This window comes from Marivirga lumbricoides (assembly GCF_014636295.1).
GTDB classification, from domain to species: domain Bacteria; phylum Bacteroidota; class Bacteroidia; order Cytophagales; family Cyclobacteriaceae; genus Marivirga; species Marivirga lumbricoides.
In genome coordinates this window covers 226079-244620 of sequence record NZ_BMEC01000011.1, presented here as the reverse complement: position 1 = coordinate 244620, position 18542 = coordinate 226079, and the positions used below count along the sequence as shown (strand labels likewise).

General features: G+C 36.5%; 18 protein-coding genes and 1 tRNA gene. 9 read left to right on the top strand and 10 right to left on the bottom strand.

Annotated features, from left to right (window positions below):
• Window positions 1-8 precede the first annotated feature (8 nt).
• Together IEV85_RS17365 and IEV85_RS17360 are read left to right on the top strand one after the other, a co-directional pair.
• Complete coding sequence (locus tag IEV85_RS17365; RefSeq protein ID WP_188465790.1) at window positions 9-1247, top strand: HNH endonuclease; 1239 nt, start codon at window positions 9-11, stop codon at window positions 1245-1247.
• Window positions 1248-1274: 27 nt separating this feature from the next.
• Window positions 1275-1553 carry a hypothetical protein gene (locus IEV85_RS17360; RefSeq protein WP_188465788.1) on the top strand — a complete coding sequence of 93 codons (279 nt, stop codon included), beginning with the start codon at window positions 1275-1277 and terminating at the stop codon, window positions 1551-1553.
• 240 nt (window positions 1554-1793) lie between these two features.
• Here IEV85_RS17360 and IEV85_RS17355 read toward each other — a convergent pair whose 3' ends face one another.
• Both IEV85_RS17355 and IEV85_RS17350 read right to left on the bottom strand, forming a co-directional pair.
• Window positions 1794-1967, bottom strand: coding sequence for a hypothetical protein (locus IEV85_RS17355; RefSeq protein ID WP_188465785.1), 174 nt, complete (start codon window positions 1965-1967; stop codon window positions 1794-1796).
• A complete protein-coding gene (locus IEV85_RS17350) occupies window positions 1967-2245 on the bottom strand; it encodes a helix-turn-helix domain-containing protein (RefSeq protein ID WP_188465783.1) in 279 nt (92 codons plus the stop codon). The genes IEV85_RS17355 and IEV85_RS17350 overlap by 1 nt, the downstream gene beginning before the upstream one ends.
• 138 nt (window positions 2246-2383) lie before the next feature.
• On the opposite strand from IEV85_RS17350, the gene IEV85_RS17345 reads away from it, so the two are divergent.
• Both IEV85_RS17345 and IEV85_RS17340 read left to right on the top strand, forming a co-directional pair.
• Window positions 2384-2734, top strand: coding sequence for an SH3 beta-barrel fold-containing protein (locus IEV85_RS17345; RefSeq protein WP_188465782.1), 351 nt, complete (start codon window positions 2384-2386; stop codon window positions 2732-2734).
• Between the two features lie 19 nt (window positions 2735-2753).
• On the top strand, window positions 2754-2984 hold the full coding sequence (locus IEV85_RS17340; protein WP_188465780.1) for a hypothetical protein: 231 nt from the start codon (window positions 2754-2756) through the stop codon (window positions 2982-2984).
• An 88-nt stretch (window positions 2985-3072) separates the two neighbouring features.
• Here the strand turns inward: IEV85_RS17340 and IEV85_RS17335 are convergent.
• The 3 genes from IEV85_RS17335 to IEV85_RS17325 all read right to left on the bottom strand — a co-directional run bounded on the left by IEV85_RS17335 (window position 3073) and on the right by IEV85_RS17325 (window position 6126).
• A tRNA-Arg gene (locus IEV85_RS17335) sits at window positions 3073-3146 on the bottom strand.
• 205 nt (window positions 3147-3351) lie between these two features.
• The gene (locus tag IEV85_RS17330) at window positions 3352-5754 is read right to left on the bottom strand and encodes an endonuclease MutS2 (protein ID WP_188465778.1); all 2403 of its coding nucleotides are present in this window, start codon (window positions 5752-5754) and stop codon (window positions 3352-3354) included.
• A 3-nt stretch (window positions 5755-5757) separates the two neighbouring features.
• Window positions 5758-6126, bottom strand: coding sequence for a DUF4296 domain-containing protein (locus tag IEV85_RS17325; RefSeq protein WP_188465776.1), 369 nt, complete (start codon window positions 6124-6126; stop codon window positions 5758-5760).
• A 144-nt stretch (window positions 6127-6270) separates the two neighbouring features.
• On the opposite strand from IEV85_RS17325, the gene IEV85_RS17320 reads away from it, so the two are divergent.
• From IEV85_RS17320 to IEV85_RS17305, 4 genes are all read left to right on the top strand, one after another.
• Window positions 6271-7149: a DUF58 domain-containing protein gene (locus tag IEV85_RS17320; protein WP_188465774.1), complete on the top strand. Its 879-nt coding sequence runs from the start codon at window positions 6271-6273 to the stop codon at window positions 7147-7149.
• A 1-nt stretch (window position 7150) separates the two neighbouring features.
• Window positions 7151-8032: a hypothetical protein gene (locus IEV85_RS17315; RefSeq protein WP_188465772.1), complete on the top strand. Its 882-nt coding sequence runs from the start codon at window positions 7151-7153 to the stop codon at window positions 8030-8032.
• Window positions 8022-9059 carry a vWA domain-containing protein gene (locus tag IEV85_RS17310; RefSeq protein WP_188465770.1) on the top strand — a complete coding sequence of 346 codons (1038 nt, stop codon included), beginning with the start codon at window positions 8022-8024 and terminating at the stop codon, window positions 9057-9059. The genes IEV85_RS17315 and IEV85_RS17310 overlap by 11 nt, the downstream gene beginning before the upstream one ends.
• A gap of 142 nt (window positions 9060-9201) precedes the next feature.
• Window positions 9202-9792 (top strand): hypothetical protein, encoded by a 591-nt coding sequence (locus tag IEV85_RS17305; RefSeq protein WP_188465768.1) that lies wholly within the window; start codon window positions 9202-9204, stop codon window positions 9790-9792.
• 265 nt (window positions 9793-10057) lie between these two features.
• Here the strand turns inward: IEV85_RS17305 and mtaB are convergent, their stop codons facing one another.
• Both mtaB and IEV85_RS17295 read right to left on the bottom strand, forming a co-directional pair.
• Window positions 10058-11377, bottom strand: coding sequence for a tRNA (N(6)-L-threonylcarbamoyladenosine(37)-C(2))-methylthiotransferase MtaB (mtaB, locus tag IEV85_RS17300; RefSeq protein WP_188465828.1), 1320 nt, complete (start codon window positions 11375-11377; stop codon window positions 10058-10060).
• A 90-nt stretch (window positions 11378-11467) separates the two neighbouring features.
• Window positions 11468-13303, bottom strand: a complete 1836-nt coding sequence (locus IEV85_RS17295; protein WP_188465766.1) for a sulfatase-like hydrolase/transferase — start codon at window positions 13301-13303, stop codon at window positions 11468-11470.
• Between the two features lie 280 nt (window positions 13304-13583).
• Here IEV85_RS17295 and IEV85_RS17290 point away from each other — a divergent pair, with 280 nt between their 5' ends.
• Complete coding sequence (locus tag IEV85_RS17290) at window positions 13584-15746, top strand: glutamine synthetase III family protein (RefSeq protein WP_188465764.1); 2163 nt, start codon at window positions 13584-13586, stop codon at window positions 15744-15746.
• A gap of 73 nt (window positions 15747-15819) precedes the next feature.
• On the opposite strand, the gene IEV85_RS17285 is transcribed toward IEV85_RS17290, so the two are convergent.
• The 3 genes from IEV85_RS17285 to IEV85_RS17275 are packed head-to-tail and all read right to left on the bottom strand — an operon-like array spanning window position 15820 to window position 18339.
• The gene (locus tag IEV85_RS17285) at window positions 15820-17187 is read right to left on the bottom strand and encodes an NAD-dependent succinate-semialdehyde dehydrogenase (RefSeq protein ID WP_188465762.1); all 1368 of its coding nucleotides are present in this window, start codon (window positions 17185-17187) and stop codon (window positions 15820-15822) included.
• Window positions 17188-17203: 16 nt separating this feature from the next.
• A complete protein-coding gene (locus tag IEV85_RS17280) occupies window positions 17204-17962 on the bottom strand; it encodes an EI24 domain-containing protein (RefSeq protein ID WP_188465760.1) in 759 nt (252 codons plus the stop codon).
• Window positions 17959-18339 (bottom strand): rhodanese-like domain-containing protein, encoded by a 381-nt coding sequence (locus tag IEV85_RS17275; RefSeq protein ID WP_188465757.1) that lies wholly within the window; start codon window positions 18337-18339, stop codon window positions 17959-17961. The genes IEV85_RS17280 and IEV85_RS17275 overlap by 4 nt, the downstream gene beginning before the upstream one ends.
• Between the last annotated feature and the right edge of the window lie 203 nt (window positions 18340-18542).

Here is an 18542-nt window from a genome sequence, read left to right as displayed (position 1 = left end):
AAGGGTATATGAGTTATTTTCTAAATGAAGACCTCACTTCTCTCGAATGGTTTCAAATGCTTGAGCCAAATGATAAACTGCTGTACCTGTTTATCCAGCATGAGTTATCTTTTGAGGGTATATGGGTCATAAACACTCACATGACAGGTTTAAAGCTGGGTATTAAGATAGACTTAGATAGCTTTTTATCAGCTGTAAATAAAGATAAGCAGCGAGTTATTAAAGTTGATGAAGGGAGAAAGCTGTTTTTTACGGAATGGCTTAAGCAACAGCATTATCCTAAGGCATATAAATGTATTTTGAATGCATCAGCAGGTGTAGGAGCTTCTTATGTAAAGAACTTTAGAAAATACCCTGAAACTGATTCTTGGCTTCAGAATGAGCAACGTGAGGGAAGAGTTACAATCGTTAACGATCCAATATACAATATTGAGAAGACCAAAGCTGCCAGTATAAAAAAGAGGGATAATTATACTTGTGGTTATTGTCATAATACTTTCGAGGAAAGTAAGCTTGAAATAGACCATATCAAACCAGTATTTGCAGGTGGAGATAATAACTCTTACAATTTAATATCAGCCTGCGGAGAATGCAATAAACGAAAGTCTAATAAGGATCCTTTAGAATTTATAGAATCAAATGGAATAAAACCTGAGGGTCGTCTTATTGAAAATCTGAAGTATTTAGTTCATCATAAATATATAGCTGGAGCCTTGGCAAACTCTTTTACCACCCTATACGGAGGGTTTGGTAAGGGTGAAGAGAGGGTGTCTGTTACCTCAAAAGACACTAAGGTAAGGGATAAGGGAGAGGGAAAGGAAAAGGATAAGGTAAAGGGCAATCTTAGTAGTACTACTAAAGATAGTGCTATTAAAAAAAATAAATCCCCATCCCCTTTAGAATATCCTGAAGACTTAAAGGCTTTTTTGAAATTATACGGAAAGCACTCAAGCCATAAAGATTTGGTACCACTTTGGAGTGCATTGAAGCCGGAAGAAAGGAATTTGGCTTTCCTTGTAGTTAAAAAGTTAAAAGATGATGGCGCATTTATGGGTAAGGATCCTTTTTATTTTCTGAGGGATAAAGATTATGATGGACCGCCAGAAAACGAACAAGAATTTTCACATGCGGAGATAGTACATCGGGTTACTACGAAAGGTGATAAATTTGATAATTATAGACAGTCAAGCAAAGATGAAAACGGCAAGCAGATGTACAAACGAAAAAGTAAAATTGAAATTGGTTAAGATGAAATGTATTAAAAAATTAAAGTGATGAAAACTGATTATACAATAGAAATAGTAAAAGAGCAGGTAGCAGATCAGCTAAACCCATGCGATGCGATGAGGGTTTTAAAATACATCCAGTCGAAAACGTTCAGGGATTTTTTCGCAATGATTCAATCGGATAATAACGTTCCCTTAATTGATAAAAAGATGGTGGTTGGGAGCCATATTAATACATTACTCTATTATTTCAGAGCTGAAGAAGAGACCGAAAAGAAAGGAGATGTACGGAGGGAACTAGCGCGAATAAATGTTAATCATAATTAGAAGATTTAAACCGATTGTAACGCGTATAGATGCGTAGAGAGGAATATAATTATAGAAATTACAGTAGTATTGAATTATCATAAAGGGAAGAATAAAAGGTTTTTCCGTAGTCACTCACGCGTACGTGCGCGACACACTAAAAAAATACTGAATGAATCAGGTTTTCATTTTCTCCCTGAATAAATTCAACCAACCGGGAGCCAGTTACAAAGAGTGGTTTCTAGTGTATCGCGGCCCCGGTTAATTTTTAAACATCTTAGCTTTTAGTTTCTGTCGGATTAATAGCCTGTATGACTCCAATTCAGTAAGTGGCTTAACTCCTTGCTTTTGTTTCTTCTGCTTAATCATCTTTTCCAGGTCTTCAATGCTTAAACTATCCAGGACAGCTTCCAATATCTTATTTGGCTCTTTCATTAATCAATCAATTTAGAGTTAATGGCTCCAACCTTGACAAATTCACCAGCTGAATTTTTAGCATACAAATCTGTCGCCTCCTCATTTGTTTTAGTAGGCTTGAATAAGTCTCTAATATCCACCTGCAGTATATCGGCAATTTGAATAAGGGTTTCATATCGTGGCTGTCTCTTCCCATTTATGATTAAAGAGAGACTATTTTCTGTAATATCCATCTTTTGGCTCAAATCCTTTCCGGAGATGCCTTTTTCCTTCATTAATTCTTTTATCAGTAGCATATTGTTTGATTTAGTCATGTACAAATATAATAAATCTAACGGAAAAGATAATAAATAATAAAATAATTATTGTTTTAGTTGGATAGTATTATTGTTGCTGTTATATTTGTCTTAAGATAATCAAACAGAAACGATAAGATGAAAGATTTAAGAAACACTATACCAGCAGAAAAGAAAAACTTCAGATCATTTGTATTCAAAAGAGCGCATGAGATCAGAAAAAGCACTGGCAAAGCTATGGCGGTTTGTTTGGCTAAAGCATGGCAGCTTTACAGGTTGGCAAAGAGCATGGCCAAAGGAGCGGTGAATTTCGCTTACGAGAAAAAAGATGGCAGCTTAAGAAAAGCAGTTGGCACCTTGAAGGATGTACATACCATGGTGAAAGGAACTAGCAACAATGCCAGCTCTCCAAAGGTGCTTCATTATTTCGATTTAGATGCTCAAGGCTTTAGATGTTTCAAAGTAGAAAATTTTATAACAATTTATTAATAACTCAAAAACGATAATTATGAAACTTACAGTAGAAGAACAAATTTCAAGATTAGAAAGTATTGAATCAAATATGAATGCTTTAGAGGAGGCTTTGAAAGGGTTTGAGAGTGTTGAATGTGATAAGGAACTGGACGGTGACGGTCTGTTTAGTGATACCTTAACTTTGGTTCGTCTTCGCTTCGATACATTCAGAGATATTGCGGAAAACAAAATTGATGAACTATGGCCGGAAGGTGTGGAGGCGTGAAAACATAAAGGTAGATGATTGATTTACCAACTATGTTACCAGCTAATAAATAAAAAAGCCCTTTACAATTAAGTGAAGGGCTTTTATGTGATCCGTTCAGGATTCGAACCTGAGACCTACTGCTTAGAAGGCAGTTGCTCTATCCAGCTGAGCTAACGGACCATAAATTGGTGTCTAAAAGAAAAGACTTTTTGATGTTTTTAAAAGGGCTTTTCCCTTTAGCGAGTGCAAAGAAATGAATTTTACTTTTTCTAAACAATAGATTTCTCATTTAATGTTGAAAAAAAGCGTTAATTCTTTTCTTCATATTATATAACTCTTTTAAAATCAGCTTTAAAGATAAAATGAAGCACAGTAAAAAAAATAATTAATCTAGTGTTACCAATGTAATACCATCCCCACCTCTTTCTTCATGCTCATTTTTCAAAGCCTTCACATAATTGTACTGTCTCAAATAGTCTCTGATGAATTTCCTTAGAATGCCATCACCTCTTCCGTGTAAAATACTTACCTCATGGTAGCCTAAAACCATCGCGTCATCAATAAACTTGTCAACTGAACTGATGGCCTCTTCTGCTCTCTGTCCGCGTACATCAAGCTGCTGACGGAAATTTGTGGAGCGCTCTATCATGCCTGTAGATCCTCCGGAAATAGACCTCTTATGCTCTTTTTTAACAGCATTTTTTGACATTCTCTCAAGTCGGTTCAACTTTACTTTTGATTTTAAGTCACCCAGCATAATTTCTGCTTCCTTATTGCCGAGTGAAAGCACCTCACCAATAGTACCCTGCCCTTTAATTTGAACAAAATCGCCCACTTTAATATCGCCCTTAGCAGGCTGATAGCTATCTTTTTGTGCAACTTTTGGTTTGTTTTTTTCTTGGGCACTAAGTTCTACTTTGGCCTCAAATTGCTTAAGCTGCTCTCTTGCCTGCTGTGTTTTAGCTTTATCGGCCTGAGACTCTTTTATTTCTCTAATCGCTTGCTCTACCCGTTTATTAGCCTCTTTCAGTATAGACTTTGCCTGCTGCTTGGCCTCTACAATAATGCTTTTCTTCTGTTCATTGATAAAGCTGTTAAGTTCCTGGTATTCTTTTGCACTTTTCTCAAGCGTAAGTTCTTTTTGTGCAATTTCTTTCGTTTTTTGCTCCAGTTGTCTCTTCTCTTTGCCTAAGTCATTCAGTAACCTGTCGTAATTTACTCTTTCTTCCCCAATTTTACCTTTGGCAGCCTCAATAAGCTCATGCGGGATGCCCATTTTTTCAGCTACTTCCAGTGCGAAAGAACTACCGGGCTTACCCATTTCTAATTCATAAAGTGGCTCAAGGTGTCTTTGATCAAATTTCATCGCACCATTTTCAACATTTGGATGGCCTACAGCAAAGTTTTTGATATTGTCATAATGCGTGGTAATTACCCCAAAGGCCTTCATTGCATAAAGTCTTTCAAGAATAGATTCCGCTATGGCTCCTCCAAAGCGAGGTTCCGTACCGGTACCGAACTCATCAATCAAAAATAAAGTCTGTTTATTTCCTTTATTGAGGAAATTTTTCATGTTTTGAAGATGTGAACTGTAAGTACTTAAATCATTTTCTATACTTTGCTGATCACCTATGTCAATAAATATTCTTTGGAAAATTCCGCAGGTGCTCTCAGGTTGTACAGGAATAAGAATTCCACATTGCAGCATGTATTGTAACAATCCAACACTCTTTAAAGCAACAGATTTACCTCCGGCATTGGGCCCTGAAATGATCAGAATTCTTTTATCAGCAGTTAATCTGATATTTAATGGGACAACTTTTTTCCCGGATTCCGATAGACTTATTTTAAGAAGTGGATGTTCCGCTTTTTTATAATCCAGTACTCTCTTATTTTCTAGGAGAGGCATATAGGCTTCAATAGACATAGAGAACCTGGCCTTTGCCCTAATGAAATCTACAATGCCTAAAAATTTATAAGCTTTTTCGAGATAAGGTAATTGTGGTCTTACTTTATTGGTAAGAGCGGTTAGAATTCTGATAATTTCCCTGCGCTCTTCGTACTGCAATTCCCGCACTTCATTGTTCATTTCCAGCGCTTCCGATGGCTCAATGTAAACAGTTTGGCCGGTAGCGGACTGATCATGCACAAATCCTTTAATCCGTCTTTTGTATTCTGCCAAAACAGGAATTACTAGCCTTCCATCCCTTATGGTTACTGAGGCATCTTCAGGAGTAAAGCCATTTTGAGAAGCCTGACGATATACCTGCTCAGTAGTTTTACGTAATTGTGCCTGAACTCTGAATATTTTCGTTCTTATTTCCTGCAGCTCACGGCTGGCATTGTTTCTTAAGTCTCCCCTTTCATCAATTTTTTCATCTATTGCCTGATAAAGTGATTCATCAAGGTTTACAGCTTTTCTGAGCTGGAAAAGGGTAGGGTACTCTTCTTCAAATTCATCAAAAAAGGAAATACACTCCAAAATTGTCTTTAAACTTAACTTAAGATCAAAAAATTCTTCTTCCGTCAGAAAAGTATTGCCTACTTTAGTTCTTTTCAGAAAATGACTGACATCAATATAGTTTCCCGATGGAAAATACTCTCCTGATTGAAGAATGTCTTTAAATTCATCCGTTTGAATTAATAAATGCTTTACTTTATCAAAGTCAGAAAGAAAGGCCATTTTGTCAGCTACCTGCTGACCTAATGTACTAATACATGCTTCTTTTATATGTGTTCTGATTTTATCAAAACCTATGCGTTGCTCAAAGTCAACCGGTAAAATCATAAATTATTTCGCTTTATTATTTGCTTTTTCCCTGTTTGCATCCATCACTTGTTCTCTCAAACTCATGCTGTCAATTACAATATCATACACTGTTTCCAGCTTTTCAGGATGCTCAAGGTAATAGGTGAAACTTTCTTTGTAAATAGAATCTGTGGTACTATTCTGCTCTAAAATCATTAGTTCGTAATGTCTTAGCACTACTTTCTGAGAATCATACTTTAATCCAATATTGGTAGCCTTATGTTCAGCCTCATATATTTGAGAAAGAATATTTGCCATTTTTTCGGGCGGAAGAATGCCTTTAGGTATTTCATTCTTTTGAGTACACGAAACAATTATTAATATTGCAACCAGATAAGTCAGTTTTCTCATTGTATTTATGCTAATTTGCCGTTTATAGTACAAAATTACTGCCAAAGCTATTTCAGACAACTGTGAAAAACAATTATCGTACTTTCTTTCGTTCTTTATATTGAAGATTAGTTTAAATTAATTTTTTATTTTAATGATAAGCTTATGAGGGAGCTGTTTAAAAAGCTTCGAAAATACGAGATAAGAATTAGAAAAGCTGTGAATAGTCAGATGCAAGGTGACTTTCATTCTGTATTCAAAGGCTCAGGGCTTGAGTTTGATGACGTACGCCCTTATCAGTATGGGGATGATGTGCGTACCATCGACTGGAATGTTTCCGCTAAAGGACATGGCACTTTCGTAAAAACTTTCAGAGAAGATAAAGAACAGAACGTTTATTTTTTAGTGGATGTCAGTGCATCACAGGAAATTGGCATTGAAGGAAAGCAAAAAGTAGATATAGCTAAAGAAATCGCAGGAGTACTCACTCTTTCTGCCATAAAGGAAGGCAGCCAGGTAGGAATGATTTGTTACTCAGATCAAAGAGAGCTTTATATTAAAAACGGTAAGGGACAAAAGCACGGTTACAATATCATTAACAGATTATTTAATTTAAGAGCTGTCTCCCCACGTACTAATCTTGATAAGGCACTTTCTTACCTGCTGGGAATGCTAAAAAGAAGAAGCGTTGTTTTTCTCATCAGTGATTTTGTTGATGAAGGTTTTGAGCCTCACTTAAAGGCATTAGCCAGAAAGCATGATTTAGTAGTAATCCATATGAAAGACAGGCTGGAAACTGATTTACCAATGTTGGGAATTGTACCCCTGAGAGATAAAGAAACAGGTAAAGTCAGATGGGTAAACACTTCAAGTAGTGCTTTTAAAAGCAAATACAGACAAACTAACAGAGGACAGTCTGAGAATTTAAGAGATTTATGCAAAAGAAATCAGGCAGATTATGTGCTTATAGATACGCAGGAGGACTTTATTCCAGGCTTAATGAAACTATTCACACTTCGAAACCGAACTAAAAAGAAGGCATAGCATGATAAGAATAATATTTGGGCTACTCATTTTGGTTACGGGCTATTCTGCTACAGCACAACAAATACAACCTAAAGGTCATTTTTTACAGGATAGTATGGCTATAGGGCAACCTGTTCAATTTACATTGTCAGTAAGCTATCCTTCTGATAAGTTGATCATTTTTCCTGATTCAACCTATGATTTTTCGCCATTTGAATTTATCAGAAAAGATTACTTCTCAACAAAATCAGACAGCACAATTAGCTTTGATAGCGCTGTTTACACTTTAGATAGCTACGAAATTGAAAGCATTCAAACCTTAAGGCTTCCGGTTTTTGAAATTCTGGAATCGGATAGTGTAAGCAGCTTCACAAAGAGAGATACAATCTTTTTGCAGGAAATGATTCCTGTTGTGACTGATAGCCTAAGCTTAAAAACAAATACTAGCTTTGTGGCTACTGAAAAGGAGTTCAACTACCCTTTACTTATTGCTATTTTAGTAGTTTTATTAATTCTCATAATTTTAACGCTGGTACTTTTCGGTAAAAAAATCCGTTTAAGGTGGAAAATCTGGAAGTTGAAAAGAAAACATGAGAAGTTTCTTGAAGTATTTAAACCTCAAGCCAGCCAGCCAAGAGCTGATGAAGTGGAGAAACTGCTGTTTTTATGGAAAAAGCATCTGGAAACAATCAGTTTAAAGCCTTATGCCAAATTGACAAGTAAAGAAATTCATGCATTACATCAGAATGATGAACTTTACAAAAACTTACAACAAATGGACAGAAGTATTTACTCTTCTGCGAAAAATGATAATTTATCAGGTGCTTTTGTTTTCTTGATCGATTACGCTGATCTTATTTTTAACGAGCGCATTAAAGAATTGGAGTCACATGCAAAATAACGATTGGTTTAGTTTTTGGTGGTTTAAACCTGAAACATTTAAAGGTTTTGAGTACGAAAATCAATGGGTATTTTATTTAATGATTGCTTTGCCTATTGTTTACTTCCTTGTGGAGTGGATTAAAGGCAGGTTGAGTCCTAAAATTCCCATCGCCCTGAAGAAAGATTCACTTACCAGTGATTTTTCTGCAGTTTTGAGAGTAATTCCTATTCTTTTATTACTCTGCTCTGCCTTGTTAATGCTTTTAGCTTTGGCGCGTCCACAGCTTACTAATGAAAGGGTAGAACAATGGACTGAAGGTATTGATATTATGATAGTAATGGATATATCCGAATCCATGAAGATACAGGATTTTACGCCTAACAGACTGGAAGCAGCAAAGGGAGTAGCCACAGATTTTATTGACGGAAGGTTTCAGGATAGAATAGGTATAGTCATCTTTAGCGGAGAAGCCTACTCATTATCACCTTTAACAACTGACTACGATTTGTTGAAAAGTTATATAAGAGACATTGGGTTCGATATGATTGAAAGCTCCGGAACAGCTATAGGTAGTGGCCTGGCAGTGGGAACCAATAGAATGCTGGAATCAGATTCTAAATCGAAGGTAATGATTTTATTGAGTGATGGAGAAAATAATGCAGGTAATATAGACCCTGTTACCGCAGCCAATCTGGCGAATGCTTATGACATCAAGATTTACACCATTGCCATCGGTAAGGAAGGGAAAGTGCCTTATGGGAAGGATTTCTTCGGACGAACACGTTACATCGAAAATAGCATGGATGTAAGCGGATTAAAAGAAATAGCCAAAATTGGAGGCGGAGAATTCTATCGGGCGGAAGACAATGCTGCCCTTGAAAATGTATTTAATATAATTGACCAGTTTGAAAAAGCAGAAATTAAAGAGACCCGTTATAAGGACACTAGAGATTATTATGATATCTATTTAAAATGGGCTATCGTTTTTCTTCTGTTGTGGCTCTTTACTAAATCTACTTTCTTTAGTAATATTTTGATTGATTAAACTGCATGTGAAGCTAACTCGAGTTCACTTTGTTTGCTTTATAATGTTAATCCAAGTATTTAGTAAACTTTATCTGTATTTAAATCATCAGCTTCATATAGGAATTTTCCAATATTTCTAAAGCAATTACGTTCTTGCCTCTATGAGATTTATAATTGTCACTTTCATATTATTTCAATTTTCTACTCTTTCTGTTCATTCCCAAAAGTATGGAACTGCAGTAGGAATTCGCTTTGGAGACAACCAGTTTGGAGTGAGTGTAAGGCAACAGTTCTATAAAAGGTTTACTGGTGAAGCATTGCTGGAAGTAAGTGCAAATGAGTTTACCGCCACCATTTTACCTAAATATCATTTACCAATTTTAGGTAAAGGCTTAAACTTTTATGTTGGGGCAGGGGCTCATCTGGGAACATTAAAGGACTACGGGGCTACGGTTGGAGTTGATTTGATGGCGGGGATTGAAATGAAAGTACCTGCACTTCCGGTTACCGTTTCGGCTGATTTTAAACCTGCCTACCACTTCCGCCACGAAGACTGGTTTGACTTTCCTGTAGCCGTATCCGTTCATTATATCATAAGTAAAGAAACCAGGGAAAAACGAAAGAAAGCAAGGGAAAAACGAAAAAGAAAGCGTGAGAGAAGAGAAAGGAGGGAAGAAAGGCGAGAAAACGGAAAAGACTGGAAAGGGTGGGTTAATTCACTTTTTGAAGAAGATCAGGAGGATAGACAATAACATTCAATCTTCAACCGCTGACTGGTTATTTCATGCATAGCCACCAATCTTTTAATTATTGGATAGAGCGGTGCAATTACAACGAATTGATGGTTATAGCGAGGCACGAAGCAATCTTAGTAATTAAGTATCACCTAAAATCAACTGGTTATTGCGAGCGCAGCAATCTTTTATTGTATGCAACAAAAATCAAAAGCATTCCTGTAGGAATGGCCAGATGTGTTGTCTATCCCTGCCATGATATAGCGGAAAGTATATGACCTTCTCAGTGCACCAGTACCTCAGTTTCTACTTCAGCTACCTCCATTAATCCTTCCTGATTGATTGAAGTCAACTTCACCTTTTTCAATTCATTTACCAGGATAGGATCATATTTAGCTTGTACACGGACATAATTGTCAGTGAAGCCTTCCATTAATCCCTCTTTTACATCATTTTCGAAAAGGACCACTTCTTCGCGGCCTACATTTTGTTCGTAAAATGCACGCTTCATTTTTTCGGACAAGCTGCGAAGCATTTTAGACCTCTTATTCCTGATCTTTAAAGGTACTACTCCTTCCATTTCATCCGCAGTTGTGTTGGCTCTTTCTGAATAAGTGAATACATGCAAATAAGATACAGGTAAGTCTTTTAGGAAATGATAGGTGTCCAGAAAATCTTCCTCTGTTTCACCGGGAAAGCCTACAATTACATCTACACCAATACAGCAATTTGGCATTAGTGATTTGATCTTAGTGACCCTATCAACATAGAGCTCCCGAAGGTAACGTCTGCGCATTGCACGCAATATTTTATTGCTGCCACTTTGCAAAGGGATATGGAAATGAGGAACAAACCTTTTTGACTGGGCTACAAATTCTATAATTTCATTTGTTAATAAATTAGGCTCTATACTTGAAATCCTAAATCTCTCAATTCCTTCAACAAGGTCAAGAGCCTTAACCAGATCAATAAACCTTTCTTTTCTCTTTCCTTCCTGAATACCAAAATCGCCTGTGTTTACACCTGTGAGTACAATTTCTTTCACTTCATTAGAAGCGATTTCTTCAGCGCTTTTAACAATATTAGCAATGGTGTCACTTCTGCTTTTGCCCCTGGCCAAGGGTATGGTACAGAAGGCACAATGGTAATTGCAGCCATCCTGCACTTTTAAGAAAGTGCGTGTTCTGTCATTAATGGAAAAGGCATTGTTAAAAGTTTGCGCTTCCTTGATGTCAGAAGCTAAAACCTGAGGATTATCTTTTTTTGTGAAGCCGTCTAATTTATCTATCAACTGAAATTTTTCGGCTGCCCCTAAAACGGCATCTACACCTTTAATTTCAGAAATTTCTTTTGGTTTAAGTTGAGCATAGCAACCAATAATGGTAACAAAGGCTTCCGGATTGATCTTTTTCGCTTCCTTTACTATTTTCTTACACTTTTTATCCGCATTTTCAGTAACAGAACATGTGTTAATGATGAATATATCCGGCTGTTCCTGAAATTCAACTTTCTGGTAGCCTCTGCCTTCAAACATCCTGGAAATGGAAGAGGTCTCGGAGAAATTGAGTTTGCAACCTAAAGTGTAAAATGCTACTTTCTTCATTACTTCATTTTTTGCTGCCATTAATAGGGTTTATAGTAATGATACTATTCCATAGTAATTGCATAATGATTTTTCAGAGGTGCAAAGATACTATTTATTTAAGTAATCCTGAAATGTGAGCTGTAAATGTGCTTTGCCAAGCTGCAGCACGCTATCTGATTTTGGATGAGTATTATAAATTATCTTTTCCCCCTGGTATTCGTAAGAAACTGCTCCCAGCGTATCCATCCAAACAAATCCATTCTTCATAGTTGCCAGCGCAAATTCCGGAGCTTCAGGATTAAAAATATTATTGCTCCATTTATAAGCTGAAGCATCCATTTTTAGTTCGTTCAATAAAGTAGCGGCTAAATCTGTCTGCTGAGAAATTTTATGTACTACAGAATCCTTTCTTATCAGTGGGGCTCCATAAAATAGCAAAGGGATTTCATACTTTTCAGGATCCTGGGGCTGTACATTTTCAGGAAGTCTGTGGCCATGATCTGCAATTATTATAAATAGCGTGTTTGCATAGGAAGGTAGCTTTTTTGCCTTTTGTAAGAAATTAAATAGTGCTTCATCAGTATAATGCAAGCTATTTAAGTACAAACTTCTCTCATCTGTACCTTCAAAAACAGGTTTTACCGGAACTTCAAACGGCTCGTGGCTGCTTAGGGTAAATAGCGTAGTGAAAAATGGAGTTTCAGTATGTTCCATATCACTAAGGAGTTTGTTAAATACTACATCGTCATGTGCTCCCCATTTGGAATTCATATCTTTTTCATCAAAACTTTCTTTTCCAAACAGGTTCTCGAACCCACTGTTGATTAAATAGGATTTCATGTTGGCAAACTCAAGTTCACCTCCATAATAATAGTTGGTTTTATAACCTGCATTGTTAAAGTCGTGTGCCAGGGCAGGTAATTTTTTAGTCTTGTTTGGAATCTTCATGATCGACTCATCTCCCTGGGAAGGGTAGCCACTTAATAATGCTACCAAACCTTTATCGCTTCGTGAAGCACTGGCATACATGCCCTCAACCAATACTCCTTCTTTCATTAATTCCTCAAATTTAGGAGTCACCCCGGTTAAACCACCTAATGGAGCCACCACATTGGAGGTAAAACTCTCCCATACAATAAGTACTACATTAAGGCTATCTTTATTGACCAATTGCGGAGATACTTTTTCATTCTTATACAACGGAGTTACTAAGGCTTCAGCCTTTTCGAAATCCATTGTAACAAATGGATTAGTAGGTTCACCTTCTGATGAAATAACGCTGTGAAAGAATACCCATGGAGCATTCAGCGCACCCTGATTAAGAATATCATCAGTAGAAAAATAGGCGATACTTTGGTTGATGGGGGCTAACTGTAATCCCCCTCTGATGGGAATAATTAACGAACCCAGTAACAAAATAAATACAGGGAAGTAATAAATTTTCAGAGAAGGAAATAACTTGAATGAACGATCTATTAGTTTTCCTAGTCCATAATTGATAGATACTGCAGCAAAAGTAAAAATTATAATCAGGAGTAAAATTGGAGAGGAAGCTGAAGAGGCCCACATTTCGGCAGGAGTGTTTAAATATTTCAATGGAGTATTATCAATTCTAAAACCCCATGTCCTGAATAATTCCAGGTCTACAGTCTGAACCAATACCACAAACAGTACAATTAATGCTGAATATGCCTTCATCACCGGCCTAATAATGTGCGCTGAAAAAATACTGGTAAAAGCGATTAACAGGGTAGGGATAGCCAGAATGTAAGCAGTAAATGAGAGATCCAGCGGAAATCCGTAATAAAATGAAATCAATATGTTCCGGAGGCTTACACTTTCCAGTAAGGGGAATTGGTATATATAAAATAAAATACGGAAAATGGCGAATAGGACAATCCAGCCAAGTCCGTAAAGGAGTAGGAATATAATTCTGTTTTTCAAGTGTATAAGTTTAATTATTAACAGTCACTACCTGTTTATATTATTCAATTGTTTCCGTTGGTGCTCGGAATCATTCACTAAAAATTTAGTGCGACAAAGGTCACAAGCTTCCGATTAATTTCAAAAAGAAATAATAATTTAATAATACTTGAAAATTTGAGTCACTTAAGGGGTGAAAAATAAATATTTTGCAAAAAAGGATAGAATTTGATCCTAAATAGAGTGAAATTTCAAAAAATTCTTAAATTTGACATCAGATTTAAACTAAAAAGTTAAAATAATGGCTCATATTCGATTTAGCGCACTCGATATTGTTCAGAAAAGAACAACAGAACGTATTGAGGCACCCTCTAACAAAATTTCAGATTATTTCCAGAATGATGTATTTTCTTTAGAACAAATGAAAGCTGCTTTAGCTCCGGATGTTTTTAAGAAGGTTAGTCATGCAATTGATAAAGGCAAGAGAATTGATATGGATATTGCTGATCAGATTGCTTCTGCTGTTAAATCATGGGCTATCGGTAAAGGTGTAACTCATTATACTCACTGGTTTCAGCCTTTAACCGGTTCTACAGCTGAAAAGCATGATTCATTCTTTAATGCAAAAAAAGGTATTGAGGTTTTTGAAGGTTCGATGCTGGTACAGCAGGAGCCTGATGCTTCTTCTTTTCCAAACGGAGGTTTAAGAACTACCTTTGAAGCAAGAGGTTATACTGCATGGGATCCTTCTTCTCCTATATTTGTGTGGGGCAGAACTTTATGTATTCCTACTATTTTCGTTTCTTATACTGGTGAGGCTTTAGATCATAAAGCACCCTTATTAAAAGCTGTTGAAGCAGTGGATAAAGCAGCTACCAAAGTGGTGCAGTTGTTCGATAGAAATGTTAACAGAGTAAATGCTTCTTTAGGTTGTGAGCAAGAATACTTTGTGGTAGATAAAGCACTTTATTCAGCTCGTCCGGATTTAATGCTTTCTGGCAGAACTTTGTTTGGACATAATCCTGCAAGAGGTCAGCAATTGGATGACCACTATTTTGGAGCTATTCCAAGCAGAATCTACAATTACATGAAGGATTTTGAAATTGAAGCACTGAAATTAGGTATTCCTGTAAGTACGAGACATAATGAAGTAGCGCCAAGCCAGTATGAAGTGGCTCCTTTATTTGAAGATATTAACGTTGCTACAGATCACAACAGCTTAATGATGGATGTGATGAAACGTGTAGCCGAAAGACATGATTTACAGGTTTTATTTCATGAAAAACCATTTGCTGGTTTGAATGGAAGCGGAAAGCATAATAACTGGTCTTTAATTACCAATACTGGTGTTAATTTATTCCAGCCAAGCAGCAGTGCTCGTGAAAACCTTTTATTCCTTGTATTCCTTGTTAATACTATTAAGGCGGTTGCTGAAAATGGTGATTTACTGAGAGCTTCAATCGCTTCAGCTGGAAATGACCATCGTTTAGGTGCTAACGAGGCTCCTCCGGCTATTATGTCAGTCTTTATAGGAACTGAACTTACCTCTGTTTTAAATGAGTTAGAAGAAAAGGGTAATATTAAGATTGATAAAGGTGACAATATGTACATGAAATTGGGAATAGACAAAATTCCTCAGATTATCATGGACAACACCGATAGAAACAGAACTTCTCCTTTTGCTTTTACAGGTAACAAATTTGAGTTCAGAGCGGTTGGGTCTGACCAAAACGTGGCACAACCCATGGCTGTCTTGAACCTTATTGTAGCTGAGCAACTTACTTTATTCCACAAAGCAGTGAAAACTGAAATGGATAAAGGAACTGATAAGAAAATTGCGATAGTAAATATTCTACGTCAGTACATAAAAGAGTCCAAAAAAGTAAGGTTTGAGGGTGATGGTTATTCAGAAGAATGGGAAAAAGAAGCTGAAAAAAGAGGTCTGCCAAATGTTAAAAATACCCCAAGAGCCATTGAGGCATTTCTTTCGAAAAGATCAAAAGATCTATTCTCCAGACATGGGGTTATGACATCAGAAGAGTTGGAGGCTAGAAATGAGATTTATTTGGAGAATTACATGATGAAGATCCAGATAGAATCACGTTTGATAGGTGACATTGCTTTAAACCAAATCATTCCAACAGCTGTAAAGTATCAGAATACTTTAGCTCAAAATGCTAAAAATCTTAGCGACCTGAGTTTAGACAATAGTGAGATCGTAAAAAACATTGAATTAATCAGTGGGTTCACTAAAGATTTAAGAAGTCTGGTTCATGAAATGATTGAAAAGCGTAAGGAACTAAATGAGATAGCTGATCATAAGGAGAGAGCTACCAAATACTGCGATGAGGTAAAAGAAGCTTTCTTTGATAAAATCAGATATGCAGTTGATAAACTTGAGCTTTATGTTGATGATGAAATCTGGCCTTTACCGAAGTACAGAGAATTATTATTCTTAAGATAATTACTTACCAATAACCTAAACTATAAAAACGCAGCAAGTTGCTGCGTTTTTTGTTTATGGTTAATGCTGTTTTTTATTCAGCTATCCAGACTGTTTTCTGATTTACAAATTCTTTTATTCCCAGATGGGATAATTCTCTTCCATAACCACTTTTTTTCACCCCACCGAATGGCACGGCCGGATGTGAAGCCATCAATTGGTTAATATATACAGATCCGCTGTTTATTTTCCGAACTATTTGTTGTCCTCTTACAATGTCTTTAGTCCAAAGAGAACCACCCAAGCCAAAGCGGGAATCATTGGCTATATTGATAGCTTCCTCTTCATCCTCAGCAATCAGCACTACTGCCACTGGGCCAAATAGCTCTTCTTCATAAGCAGGCATTCCCGGCTCTACTTTAAATAGAATAGTAGGTTCAAAAAACGCGCCCTCTCTGTCCGGTCTCTTACCACCTGTAATGATTTCAGCTCCCATCTCAACCGATTTACTTACTTGTTTGAGCAAATCCTCAGCAAAATCTTCTGACGCCATCGGACCATAATCAAACTCTTCGCTCATCGGATCGCCTAATTTGATGGCCTGCATTTCAGCTTTAAATACTTCCAGAAATTCATCTGCAATAGAAGCTTCTATAATAAATCTTTTGGCTGCAATACAGCTTTGGCCATTATTGATCATCCTTGCTTTTGCTGCCGTTTTTGCTGCTTTTTCAATATCAGCATCTTTAAGCACAATGAAAGGATCACTACCACCCAGTTCTAAAACTGACTTTTTAAGATTTTTTCCTGCTCTTTCAGCTACTTTTATTCCTGCTCCCTCACTGCCTGTAAGTGTGACAGCTTTTACTCTATCATCATCAATTAAACTATTGATTTTTCCGGAGCCAATTAGTAAGCTTTGAAAAACTTCTTTTGGGAACCCCGCCTCCTGAAAAACTTCCTGAATGGCCAATGCACATTGAGGAACATTAGATGCGTGCTTAAGAAGGCCAACATTTCCGGCCATTAAGTTTGGCCCAGCAAATCTAAATACTTGCCAAAAAGGGAAATTCCATGGCATAATAGCCAGCACAATCCCCATCGGATCATGTGCTATATAGGCTTTTCCGGAAGGTACATCTAACGGTGCATTTGCCAGAAAGTCTTCAGCGTTTTCCGCATAATATTCGCAAGCTAAGGCACATTTCTCTATTTCCGAAATGCCTTCTCTTTTTGCTTTGCCCATTTCTATTGTCATAATGTTGGCATATGCTTCTTTATTCTTCTTCAGTACCTCAGCAGCCTTTTTCATTAACTTACTTCTTTCTTCAAATGAAGTGTTCTTCCATTTTGTATAAGCAAGCTCAGCTTTAATCAGCTTGTCTTCTATATTTTTATCTGATTCCTCTTCAAAAGTTTTTTCAACCACATTTGTTAAAGGGTTTCTGCTTTCTATTGCCATAAAAAATAGATTTAATTTAAGGTTTAATCAATTTATTGGCCCCTATTGCAGCTGCTATAACCGCAATTGGCGGGCCTATTAAAACACCTATCACAGGTACAAGTATAAACAGATTTAATGCTAAACCGTTGCCAAATGCGAAACCTTTATGATAGAAAATTTTATCGAGACTTTGTTTCACAGAAAGGTGGAAGTATTCATTTCTGTAATCCATCATTGATGCACCAAAGAAAAAGCTTTCTACGAAGAAAAGCAGAAGTGCATAAAAGGGTGCCAGAAAGGGGAGGGAGAAACAAAGCAATAAAAGAATTAGCCAGCATACCAGTTGCAGAGATATTAATATCAAGGCTAAAATCATACCTCTGATTATGTCACGCAATACAAAATGTATTTTAAGTACTCTTTTTTCCTGATGAAGGATATTCTGCGTTTTTTCAGATATAAAAGCCAATACAGGGGCAAAAATGAATAGAATTATATATTTGAAAAGGCTAAAATACATTACCAGAAGTAATAACCTGATGCCAATACTCAGAAGTATTTGAAGAATGCCACTCCATTCCTGATAAGTTTCCGGGAAGGAGAGAAAACTGTAGAAAGCATTAATTAATTTGCCTGTATAGAGCCAGGCCACTATTCCTACAAAAGCAAAAGCAAAGAGATTGAAAAAGGCAGCTCCTAAAATATAGGTCCATAATTTATTTTTATTAATAAATCGGACAGCAGTAAAATATCCAGAGAATGAGTTGCCTGCTTCACTTATAAATCTTTTCATTTTTCAACAGGTAGTTGCTGTTTTTCCCACTCCAGCATGCCTCCTGTTATATTATATAAGTTTTTGAAACCAAGTGCTTCCATTTTTCTTATTGCTTTCATACTTCTGTTTCCCGACCGGCAGATAACATAGTAGTTTAAGGATGGATCCAGTTTCTTTATTTGATTTTTAAAGGATTCCTCATCCAGTACATCTATATTGATGCTATTTTTTATTCTGCTGAAATTATATTCATTTACCGTTCTTACATCTAAAAGAAAATTCTTTTTACTATCTATGTTCACCTCCCGGAATTGCTCAATGGTTATATCTTTAGGATCCTGGGTGCATGATAAAAGAGGAATAAATACTAAAATTATTAAAATGCTGTTCTTCATGTGCATGGCTTTATATAGATTTCAATCTTGAAAATTTATTACAGGATAATCAACAGTTAGCTTGCGGTTAAAATTTCAAATATTGCGCTAAAAACTTTTCAATATTCATATAACTTCGCTAAATATTGCTTTCCTTAAAAATGTATACTCTAATTGATACCTGGTGGTTTTATTAATTTTTGCTTGAGAAAGAGTCAGTTTTC